Source organism: Micromonospora sp. RV43 (genome assembly GCF_001029515.1).
Taxonomy (GTDB): domain Bacteria; phylum Actinomycetota; class Actinomycetes; order Mycobacteriales; family Micromonosporaceae; genus Micromonospora; species Micromonospora aurantiaca.
Genome location: NZ_LEKG01000015.1, coordinates 51,975 through 62,403 on the forward strand (window position 1 = coordinate 51,975; position 10,429 = coordinate 62,403).

At 75.1% G+C, this 10,429-nt stretch carries 11 protein-coding genes and 1 pseudogene; 6 read left to right on the top strand and 6 right to left on the bottom strand.

What is annotated here, in order from left to right; all coding sequences use genetic code 11:
* Positions 1-103 precede the first annotated feature (103 nt).
* Entirely contained in the window at positions 104-979 is an 876-nt protein-coding gene (locus tag ABD52_RS06135; RefSeq protein ID WP_047891103.1) for a universal stress protein, read from the top strand.
* A 62-nt stretch (positions 980-1,041) separates the two neighbouring features.
* Here the strand turns inward: ABD52_RS06135 and ABD52_RS06140 are convergent, their stop codons facing one another.
* The gene (locus tag ABD52_RS06140; RefSeq protein ID WP_030274870.1) at positions 1,042-2,385 is read right to left on the bottom strand and encodes a hypothetical protein; all 1,344 of its coding nucleotides are present in this window, start codon (positions 2,383-2,385) and stop codon (positions 1,042-1,044) included.
* A complete protein-coding gene (locus ABD52_RS06145) occupies positions 2,382-2,885 on the bottom strand; it encodes a SigE family RNA polymerase sigma factor (protein ID WP_030274872.1) in 504 nt (167 codons plus the stop codon). Before ABD52_RS06145 ends, ABD52_RS06140 begins: the two co-directional genes overlap by 4 nt.
* 139 nt (positions 2,886-3,024) lie before the next feature.
* Here ABD52_RS06145 and ABD52_RS06150 point away from each other — a divergent pair, with 139 nt between their 5' ends.
* Positions 3,025-4,239, top strand: coding sequence for an ROK family transcriptional regulator (locus tag ABD52_RS06150; RefSeq protein ID WP_030274873.1), 1,215 nt, complete (start codon positions 3,025-3,027; stop codon positions 4,237-4,239).
* A gap of 188 nt (positions 4,240-4,427) precedes the next feature.
* Here ABD52_RS06150 and ABD52_RS06155 read toward each other — a convergent pair whose 3' ends face one another.
* Both ABD52_RS06155 and ABD52_RS06160 read right to left on the bottom strand, forming a co-directional pair.
* On the bottom strand, positions 4,428-5,369 hold the full coding sequence (locus tag ABD52_RS06155) for a phosphotransferase family protein (RefSeq protein ID WP_047891104.1): 942 nt from the start codon (positions 5,367-5,369) through the stop codon (positions 4,428-4,430).
* Between the two features lie 41 nt (positions 5,370-5,410).
* Positions 5,411-5,986, bottom strand: coding sequence for a dihydrofolate reductase family protein (locus ABD52_RS06160; RefSeq protein ID WP_047891105.1), 576 nt, complete (start codon positions 5,984-5,986; stop codon positions 5,411-5,413).
* 92 nt (positions 5,987-6,078) lie between these two features.
* Here ABD52_RS06160 and ABD52_RS06165 point away from each other — a divergent pair, with 92 nt between their 5' ends.
* Complete coding sequence (locus ABD52_RS06165) at positions 6,079-6,657, top strand: TetR/AcrR family transcriptional regulator (RefSeq protein WP_047891106.1); 579 nt, start codon at positions 6,079-6,081, stop codon at positions 6,655-6,657.
* Positions 6,658-6,731: 74 nt separating this feature from the next.
* Positions 6,732-7,877 (top strand): polysaccharide pyruvyl transferase family protein, encoded by a 1,146-nt coding sequence (locus ABD52_RS06170; RefSeq protein WP_047891107.1) that lies wholly within the window; start codon positions 6,732-6,734, stop codon positions 7,875-7,877.
* A 9-nt stretch (positions 7,878-7,886) separates the two neighbouring features.
* Here the strand turns inward: ABD52_RS06170 and ABD52_RS06175 are convergent, their stop codons facing one another.
* Positions 7,887-8,093 (bottom strand): hypothetical protein, encoded by a 207-nt coding sequence (locus tag ABD52_RS06175; RefSeq protein WP_047891108.1) that lies wholly within the window; start codon positions 8,091-8,093, stop codon positions 7,887-7,889.
* Positions 8,094-8,178: 85 nt separating this feature from the next.
* Between ABD52_RS06175 and ABD52_RS06180 the strand changes: the two genes are divergently transcribed.
* Positions 8,179-8,700, top strand: a complete 522-nt coding sequence (locus ABD52_RS06180) for a DinB family protein (protein WP_047891109.1) — start codon at positions 8,179-8,181, stop codon at positions 8,698-8,700.
* 4 nt (positions 8,701-8,704) lie between these two features.
* Here the strand turns inward: ABD52_RS06180 and ABD52_RS06185 are convergent, their stop codons facing one another.
* Entirely contained in the window at positions 8,705-9,565 is an 861-nt protein-coding gene (locus ABD52_RS06185; protein ID WP_047891110.1) for a carbohydrate kinase family protein, read from the bottom strand.
* 86 nt (positions 9,566-9,651) lie between these two features.
* Here ABD52_RS06185 and ABD52_RS06190 point away from each other — a divergent pair.
* Positions 9,652-10,429: pseudogene (locus tag ABD52_RS06190) on the top strand (ATP-dependent helicase); the annotation flags it as partial.

Below are 10,429 nucleotides of genomic sequence, written 5' to 3' on the forward strand. Positions count from 1 at the left end.
CGCCCAGCGTACCGATGATTCCGTGGCGGATGATCCGGCTCGGATCCGGTCCGAGCCCGGATACGATCTTGTGAGATGTCGTCGGTGAGAGAGGTTGGGTGCGGTGAGCGACGAGCACGGCAGGCAAGTGGTGGTGGGTTACGACGGGTCTCCGGCCGCTAGCGCCGCCATCGAGGTGGGCGCGCTGCTGTTCCCCGGCGCGCACGCGTGGATCGGGCATCTGTGGACGCCCCCGTTCGCCAGCGAGGAACTGCGCAAGCGGCTCTGGACCGGCACCCGCAACATCAACGTGTTCGTGGAGGCGATCGAGCGCGAGGGCGGCCGGGAGGCCGACCGGATGACGGCGGTCGGCGTGATGCTGGGCCGGGCCGCCGGCTGGGACGCCGAGCCGCTCGTGTGCCGCAGCTACGGCGGCGAAGGGCTCCGGCTCGCCGAGCTTGCCGACGAGAAGCAGGCCGACGTGCTGCTGCTCGGCTCGCGGGGCCTCGGCGGCGCCCGCGCGGTGCTCGGCAGCGTCTCCGACATGGCCGTGCACTACAGCCCGCGTCCCGTACTGGTCGTGCCGCACCCGCTGCTGACCGACGAGTACGACGCGCTCGCCGCCGGGCCGGTGGTGGTCGGCTGGGACGCCTCGGCCGGATCCGAGGCCGCGCTCGCCGCCGCCCGTCGCCTCTTCCCGGAGCGTGAGGTCGTCCTGGTCGCCGTCGACGGCGACGAGGGGGATGCGCCGGAGACTGTCGACGGGCAGCCGGTGACCACGGTGCGCGTCCGCGCCGGAGGCGGCGCCCCGGGCCGCGCGGTGGCCGACGCGCTCTCCGTCGTCGCCACCGAGCGCAAGGCGAGCGTGGTCGTGGTCGGCTCTCGTGGCCGCACGGCGGTCCGCAAGATCCTGCTCGGCAGCGTCGCCATGGCCACGCTGCACCGCGCCCACCGGCCGGTGATGGTGGTCCCGCAGAGCCCGGTCCGCGAAACCGAGTAGCGGTCGCTGGAACATCACGGGTGCCTCCCGGCCCGGGAGGCACCCGTGGCGTTCCACCCGCGTCACCGATACCCGCGGCGCAGCCGCCGGTACGCCGCCAGGCCGACGAGCGCCAGCGCCACCAGGCCCGCCCCCCACCACACCCGGCCGCCGGGGCCCGACGGCGGATCGGCCTCGCGGACCCGGCCGGCGTGCACCACCGAGTCCGCCACGTCGACGGCGAGCACCTGGTCCGGCGCGGTGAGCACCGTGACCGGAGCGGCGGCGCCAGGCGTCAGGCCCAGGACCCGGATCGACCGCACGTTGCCGTACGCGGTCCGCTGGTCCATTTCCAGCCCGTCGGCGTACCAGCTCGGCGCGCTCGGCTCCGGCCGGTACGCGACCACCCACGCGGTCCCGTCCGGCAGCCAGCCGAGCAGCCGGATCGCCGTCACGCCCGAGACGGCGGCCAGCGGGGGCGCGGGCAGCTCCCGGCCGTCGGTGTCGACCCGGCGCAGCCGCCACCGGTCGGCGGCCACCTCGTGCCCGACCAGCGCCAGCGAGCCGTCCGGCAGCCAGGCCCCCTTGCCGGCCAACGCGGTGTCGGGCGGCAGCGGGAACGAGGAGAGCTGCCGCCCGTCCGGGCTGCTCACGAGCACCTTCGTGCCGACCTGGAAGGCCAGCCGCGACCCGTCGGCGGCGAACGCCACCGGCGAGCCGAATCCCGGCACCTGCGTGGTCTCCAGCAGCCGGACCGCCCGGCCGGTGTCCAGCCGCACCAGGCTGAGCGTATTGACGTACGAGCTGCCCTCCGGATTCGCCTGCGTGGTGTCCACGACCACCAGCGCGGACCCGTCCGGCGCCCACCCGGCCGGTGCCGTCCCCGCACTGCCCGGCCGAGGGCTGGGCAGCCGCCGGACCGTGCCGCCCGCCAGGTCGATCACGTCCACGCCGGGGCTGGTGGGCGACCCGTTCGGCACCGCGAGGAACCGCCCGTCCGGGGAGAGCAGCACCCCCTCCCCGGCCGGCACCTCGAAGCCCACCGTCCACGTCCGGTACCGGTCCGCGTCCGCCCCGACGATGCCGACTGTGCCGTTCTCGTCGAACAGGCCGGTCAGCCCGCGCGCCTGCCCGCTGAACACCACCGACGCCGGGCCGAGCGCGGGCCGGTCGGTGGCCCGCAACGCGCCGAACGGCGGCAGCCCGAGCCGGTCCGGCAGCGCCGCCCCGTCCGAGCCCGCCGGCGCGGTCCGGCCGTCCCCGCGTACCGTCAGCGGCACGGCCGCCACCAGCGCCAGCACCGCAGTGACCGCCGCGGCGGCCCGCCACCGCGTGCGCCGCGCGGTCCGCACCGCCCGGTCGTGCACCGGGTACGCGGGCACCTCGGCCGCCGCCTCCCGCAACGCCTCCCGCAGCCGTACGCTCACCGCTCGCTCCTCTCCGGCGTCCGCTCCAGCAGGTCGGGGACCAGATCCCGGAGACGGCGTACGGCGTCGTGCCCGTGCCGCTTCACGGTGCCCACCGAGCAGCCGAGCACCTCGGCCACCTGCGCCTCGGTCAGGTCCTCGTAGTACCGCAGCACCACCACGGCCCGCTGCCGCGCGGTGAGCCGCCGCAGTGCCGCCACCACGCTCAGCCGCAGCGCCGTGTCGTCGGTGTGGTCGCCGCCGCCGCGCTCGGCCGGCGTCGCGTCCAGCCGTTCGGCCACCCGCCGACGGCGCCACCAGGAGACCTGCTGGTGGTACATGACCCGGCGCACGTACGCCTCCGGATCCCCCTCACGGATCCGCCGCCAATGGCGGTAGGTGCGCGCCAGCGCGCTCTGCAACAGATCCTCGGCGAGCTGGTGATCGCCGGTCAGCAGGTACGCGGTCCGCGACAACGCGGGTGACCGCTGCACCACGAACTCCCGGAACGACTCCGACATGCCCACCCCCTCACCGCAATGAACGCCGGTCGGGCCCCCGATGGTTGAGGCGGCCGTCCCCGCGGCGGGCGCTGGCACCCGTCGATGTGCGGGAACTATCCTCGGGCCACAAGCCAGTCGCCATCCGACGGAGTGGTCGATGCTGAAAGGTCTGGCAGCGGACCGGCACGCGCAGGGGGACAGCCGCCGGCTCAACCTCGGCGCGCTGCTGCGGCGCGTCCACCTGACCGGCCCGGTCACGCGCGTCGAGCTGGCCGAGTGGATGGGCGTCAACCGCAGCACGGTCATGGCGCTCACAGCGGAACTGGCGGCGGCCGGCCTGGTGCGCGAGGTGACGGCGGGCGGCAGCGGACGGGCCGGGCGTCCCTCCCGTGTGGTGCGTCCCGCGTCCGACACCGTCTACGTCATCGCCTTCGACATCGCTGTGGACCGGCTCGTGGCCGCCCGCGTCGGGCTCGGGGGTGTGGTGTCGGCGCGGCTGGAGGCGGAACGGCCACGGGCCGGGGCCGACCTCGACTCCGTGGTCTCGGTGCTCGCCGACTTCGGGCGGGCGCTGCACCACGCCGCGCCACCCGGGTCGGTCTGCGTCGGCGTGGGCGCCTCCTACTGCGGCATGATCCGGCCGGGCGACGGGATGGTCCGCTTCGGACCGGACATGGGGTGGGTCGACCAGGCGTTCGGTGCCGAGCTGGCGCGGCGGCTGGACCTGGGCCTGCCCGTCATGGTCGGCAACGAGGCGCACCTCGGGGCGCTGGCCGAGCATCAACGTGGTGCCGGCGTCGGTGTGCAGAACCTGGTCTACCTGCACGGCGACGTGGGTGTGGGCGGCGGGATCATCGTGGGCGGGGAACTGCTCGACGGCGACGGCGGGTACGCCTCCGAGGTCGGGCACATGCTCGTGAACCCGTACCAGGGGCGGCCCTGTGGCTGCGGCTCGCGCGGGTGCCTGGAGGCCGAGGTCGGTGAGCGGGCGCTGCTCGACGTGGCGGGCCGCCCCGCGCAGGAGAAGGGGCGGGAGGCGGTACGCGCCGTGGTCGCCGCCGCCGTGCGCGGAGAACCGGCCGCGCAGGACGCGCTGCGGCACATCGGTGACTGGCTGGGCATCGGCGTGGCGAACGTGATCAACCTGTTCAACCCCGGCGTGGTGATCTTCGGAGGCACGCTCAGCGAGGTCTTCCCGGTCTGCGCCGGCCACGTCCGCAGCCGGATCGCCGCCAACGTGCTGCCCATCTCCCGCGACAAGGCCCGCCTGCGCGTGTCCGCGCTCGGCTACGACGCGACCTTGATCGGTGCCGCCGAACTGGGCTTCTCACCCTTGTTCGCCGACCCCCTGCGCGTCCCCGCTTCCAGCTGAGGCCGCGCCGTCCGCGCCGCCGCGCGTCCGCGCCTCGGCGATCTTGAAGTTGTGGCACCTCATAAGGCGCGCAAAAAGGATATCCGGGGCGCCATAACTCCAAGATCGGCGGAGGTGGGCGCTCGGCGACGCGAGCGGCCGCGGAGGACGGCCGCCGGGGTGCGCCTGGGCGGGGGCGCGAGGGCGGGTCAGGTCTTCAGGCGGTGGGTGAGCCAGGGGAGCAGTGCTTCGCCCTGGAGGCGCTGGAACGCCCGTACGGTCGGGATGCCGGGTGGGGGTGGCTGGCGGGCGCCGTCGAGGAAGAACCCGGTGAACCCCGCGAGCACTCCGGTCAGGTCGGCCGGGTCGGCACCTGCGGTCAATGCCTGGGCGGCCAGCAGCGCGTCGGGGTCGTGTCCGCCGTACACCTGCACGTTGACCACTGTGAGCAGCGTGTCCAGCCAGGCCGGCCCGCGGCAGGCCCAAGGCCAGTCGACGACTGTGACCGATCCGTCCGGGCCGAGCAGCAGGTTGTCGGCGCGCACGTCGACGTGGCAGAGCGTGTCGCCGTCGAGTGCGGCCAGTCCCCGGTCGGCGGCGGCGCACAGCTCGGGCAGGTGGGACCGGGCCCACGGGTCGAGGTCGGGCGGCGGGTCGGCCGTGAGGCGCCGCCAGCCGCCGAAGTCGTGTGCGAGCCGTTCGGCGGCGGTGGGTGTGGTCGCGGCTGCGGGCGCCGGGGTGAGCGCGGCGGCCATCGTCTCCAGTGTGGACAGCACGGCGGCCAGCTCGTCGGCCCGCCACGGGGTGACCGGGTGCCGGCCCTCCACGTCGGTGAAGACGAGTGCGATCCAGTGGCCGTCGTCGTAGCTGCCGAGCAGCCGGGGCGCGGGCGTGTCCGGCGGCAGGGCTGCGGCGATCCGGGCCTCGGCGCGGTGCAGGTCGGGGCTGCGGTCGTTCTGCGCCGGGCTGACCGCCTTGACGAAGGCCCGGTCACCACCTGCGGTGCGGACCCGGTCGGCGGTGCCGGGGGAGAAGCCGCCCGGCTGCGACCGCGCCGCCACCACCCGGTCGCCGAGGACGCCCTCGACGCCGTCGCGGACGTGCGCGGGCAGTTCGTGCCAGTGCAGCCGGGTCTTCGTCTGAGTCGTCACGATCCCACGGTGCGTGCCGCCCGCCGTCCGGGGCAACCGGGTTAACCGTTGCGCGTGTAGTGCAGGACGACCACGCCGGCGTCGAACGGGCGCGCCGAGGTGAGTGTGAGCCGTCGCGGGTCGAAGCCGCTGTCGACGAGCTTGATGCCGCTGCCGACGACCACCGGGTTGAGCTTGACCACCAGCTCGTCGATCTCGTCGAGGAGCTGACCGGCGAGCTGCCCGCCGCCGCATAGCCAGATGTCGCGCCCGGGGCGGGTCTTCAGCTCGCGGACGAGGGCCGCCGGATCGCCGTTGACGACGTGCACGTCGGGGTAGTCGGCCGGGGGCAGGGAGCGGCTGAACACGTACTGCTCCAGGTGGGCGTACGGGCTGGTGGCACCGAGCTTCAGGCCCGGCTCGTAGCTGCCGCGGCCCATCAGCACCGTGTCGAAGCGGCCGGTGGGCGGGGAGTCGATGCCGAGCTGGGCGTGGGCGAAGGTGGGCAGCGTCTGGGGCCACTCGGCCACCAGGTGGGGCGCCAGGTCGGGCGTCAGTGGGAGGAAGTCGAACGTCCCGTCGGGCGCGGCGATGAAGCCGTCGAGGGTGCTGGCGACGAAGTAGACGAGCTTGCGCAAACCGGCTCCGATGTCCGAGGTGATCCACGACGGCTGTCGTGGTTCGGCGATGAATGTACAACACCTGTCGTGGTTGTTGCTAGTGTGTTCGCGTGGCCAGGAATCCGGAACGCCGTACCCTGCTCGCCGACGCCGGGCTGCGGGTGCTCGCCGACGCGGGCGCACGGGGGCTGACCCACCGGGCGGTCGACGCCGAGGCGGGCGTGCCCACCGGCACCACCTCGAACTACTTCCCGTCCCGCGCGGCGCTGCTCGCCAGCCTGGCCGAACGGATCTTCGACCGGATCGCGCCCGACCCGGCCGTGCTGGCCGACCTCGGCCGCCGAGAGCCGTCACTCGCGCTGATGACCGACTACCTGCGCGACATCGTCGCGCGCACCACCCGCGAGCCGGGCCTCACCCGGGCGCTGTTCGAACTGCGGCTGGAGGCCGCCCGCCGCCCCGAGTTGCGGTCCGCGCTCGGCGGCGTGCTGCGCCAGGGGTACGCCGACGACGTCGCCCACCACACCGCCGCCGGACTACCGGGCGGGGCGTACGAGGTGGCGCTGCTGCACTACGCGGTCGACGGTCTCCTGCTCGACCTGCTCACCACCTCGATCGACGCCGGGTTCGACACCGATCAGGTGGTCTCCGACCTCGTCTCCCGTCTGGTCGGCGGCACCACCGACTGAGCCTCCTCGCCGTGCGTTAACCCGGGGCGGCCAGCGGGAACGCTGGCGCGGACGCCCCTGGGAAGGAGCAACGGATGAGGGAACGCACCGGACTGACCATCGGCGTGCTCGGCTCCTACGGCGGTCGCAACCTCGGCGACGAGGCGATCCTCACGGGTCTGCTGGACGATCTGCGCCGCCACGAGCCCAACGCCCGGATCATCGTCTTCTCCCGCAACCCGGCGCACACCGCGCTGGCCCACCCCGAGGTCGAGGCGGTGCCGTGGGAGGGCGTCAGCCGGGTCGACTCGTCCCCGGTGCTCAACCAGCTCGACCTGCTCATCCTCGGCGGCGGCGGGATCCTCTACGACAAGGAGGCCCGGCGCTACCTGCGGGTGGTCCGGGTCGCCCAGGAGCGGGGACTGCCGCTGATCACGTACGCGGTCGGGGCCGGGCCGCTCACCGACACGCTGGACAGCGGCATGGTGCGCGAGACGCTGGCGCAGGCCGTCGAGGTGACGGTCCGCGACCAGGAGTCGCGGATGGTGCTGGAGGAGGCCGGCCTGGTGAACCCGATCACCGTCACCGCCGACCCGGCGTTCCTGCTCGAACCGGAGGAGTTCCCCCAGCAGTGGCTGCGCGAGGAGGGCGTACCGGCCGGATCCCGGCTGGTCGGGCTCAGCGTGCGCGAGCCGGGCCGGGCCGCCGAGCGGCTCGACGTGGACGGCTACCACCGCCTGCTCGCCCAGATCGGTGACTTCCTGGTGCACCGGATCGACGCGCACGTGCTGTTCGTGCCGATGGAGCGCGACGACATCCGGCACTCCCACGGCGTGCTGTCACACATGACCGCCGCCGACCGGGGCCGGATCCTGCACGGCGACTACCGTCCGGCGCAGATCCTCGGGCTGATGCGCCACTTCGACCTCGCGGTCGGCATGCGGCTGCACTTCCTGATCTTCGCGGCCATGATGGGCACGCCGTTCCTGCCGCTGCCGTACGCCGGGAAGGTCTTCGACCTGGCCCAGCGGCTCGGTGTGCCGGCGCTGCGCGGCGTGGAACGGGAGGTGGAGGGTCCGTTGCTGGCCGAGGTGGACCGGTTGTGGGACGAGCGGGCGGCGCGGGCCGACGCGACCGCGCGCCGGGTCGCGGAGGTCTGCGAGCAGGCGCGGGGCACCTCACAGGTGACCCGCGGCGTGCTGGACAGCATCCGGGCCCGCGCGCTGACGCCGGCGGTGTGAGCCGGGCCGTCAGACCGCCGGGCCGCGCCAGGCGTATACCCACTCCCGGCCCGGCTGGTCGTCCGACTCCAGCTCGTAGATCTGCGCCTCCGCGAGTCCGTTCGACCCGAGGTGGTGGTGGGTCAGCGGCGGGCGGCCGTTGACGTCCAGCTCGACGGTGACGCTCTCGCCGTCGGCCGCGCCGCCCACCAGAGGGATCTGCGCCGTGGAAGCCATGCGCCCATCCTGCCCCGGTCGGCCCGCCCGCGCAGGGGATCACGCGGGGCAGCGGGCCGGGCACACCGCGTACTAGGGTCCGGGGATGGCGCACCCGACGATCGATCCGACTCTCGGTCCGGTCCTCGCCCGCACGGGCGACGAACGGGCGATCCTCGACGCGTTCCTCGACTTCCATCGTGCCAACGTGCTGCGCAAGGCGCGCGGCCTGACCGACGCCGACGCCGCCCGGCGCCTGGTGCCCTCGCTGACCACACTGGCCGGGCTGCTCAAGCACCTGACCCTGGTCGAGCGGAACTGGTTCCGCTGCCTGTTCGCTCCCGAGCCGGGCGACGTCTACGTGACCTCCCAGGCCGACGCCGACGCCAGCTTCACGCTCCGCCCCGGCGAGACCGTCGAGGCGCTCGCCGCCGCGTACGAGGCGGCCTGCGACCGGTCCCGCCGGGTCGCCGCGCGGTTCGACCTCGACCACGTGGTGCCGCACCCGCAGCTCGGCGAGGTGTCGCTGCGCTGGGTGCTGGTGCACCTGATCGAGGAGACCGCCCGGCACGCCGGGCACGCCGACATCCTGCGCGAGCTGACCGACGGCGAGACCGGCTCGATCTGACGGGTCACTCGCGGGGCAGCAGCCCGTCCGGGTACTCCATCCCGTCGTACGTGCACGCGGCGGCGGCCACCCGGGCGGCGTACCGGGCCGCGTCGAGGACGCCCGCGCCGCGCAGCCGGGCGGCGATCACCCCGGCCGCGAAGGCGTCCCCGGCGCCGTTGGTGTCCACCACCGGCCCGGGCGGGGTGGCGGCGGGCACGTGCGCGGGCGGCACGCCGGGGGCGTGCAGCGTCGCGCCGGCCGCCCCGCCGGTGACCAGCACCGTGCGCGGCGCCAGCTCGGCGGCCTCCTTCGCGGCCCGCTCGCCGAGCCGCGTGTCGCTGACGAACACCAGGTCCGCGATCCGGGCGAACGGGCGGTGGTAGTCGTTCTCGCCGTCCCAGTCGTGCAGGTCGGTGGAGATCGACGTGGCGGCGCGCAGCACAGCCAGCGAGTCCCGTGCCCAATCCATGATCGACAGGTGGACGTGGGTGGCCTCGGCGACGAGCGCGGCAAGCTCCGCCTCGCCGAACGGCGCCGGCCCCGACCAGGGACGCGGGTCGTGCAGCGACATCCGCCGCCCCGCCGGGTCGACCAGGTTCACCGAGCGGCGGGTGCCGGCCGGCGCGTCGGCGAGCGTGGTCCGGATCGAGGTACGCGCCAGCGCCGCCCGCACCACGTCGCCGGCCGGGTCGGCGCCCAGCACGTCGACGAGCGCCACCCGCAGGCCGAGCGCGTGCGCGGCCAGCGCGACCCCGGCGCCGGTGTTGCCGATCCGCAGGTCGATCGGCGGCACCAGCAGCGAGTCGGCGACGGGCGGCGGCAGGGCGGGCACCCGGGCGCGGATGTCCACGCCGAGCCCGCCGATCACGAGAAGGTCGACCATGGCGCCGACGATAGCGGCGTCCGGCGGCCTATCCTGGCTCCCCGGGCGCCGTTTTCCGGCCCCGGGGACGTCGTCGAGGGGGAGCAGTGCTGGTCATCCACGGGTTGTGGCTGCCCGGCGCCGGGCTCGCCCTGTGGGCCGAGGACAGCACGCTTCCGGCCCGCGCGCCCCGCCGTCCCGGCCGCGTCCCGCGCGAGCGCCCGCACCCGTTCGCCGCCGGCCACGCCGCGCTCGCCGCCGCGCTCGACGGCATGCCGGGCGAGCCGATCTCCGTCCTGCTGGACCTGCCGACCCGGGCCGGCTCGCCGCTGGACTCGCCGGAACTGGTCCGGGCCCCCGTCGGGGAACCGGTCCGCGGCCCGGTCACCCGCGCCGGATGGCGGGCTCCCGCCCTGGGGTACGCCCCGGACGACGCGTACGCGTTGCTGCGCGCCCCGATGCCGGGCCCGGTCGGGGCGAGCCTGCGGCACCTGTGCGAGCTGGCCGGCTTCGCCGCCGACCTGGTCGTACGCGGGCGGCTGCTGCCGGGCGTGCTCGAGGCGTACCCCGGTGGTGTTCCCGACGGTGGACCGGCCGCGACCGGCCGGCGGACCTCGGCGGTGCGGGTGCCGGCGGCCTCGGGCGTCGCGGGGTCCGGGCGGCGGTTGCGTGCCGTGGGGGCGGACGACGTGGCGACCGGGTGGGCGCTCTGGCGGCCGCTGCTCACCGGCACCGACGCGACCTGGGCGCGTGACCTGGCGATGGCGTTGCCACCGGCGGCTCGCGCCGCCGGGGAATGGCGACCGGAGCCCTGGGGTGCGCCGGTGGCCGTCACGGCGGCACCGGTCGGGGCGGGCGATCGCGGCGCGGCGGGCGGTCCGGCGG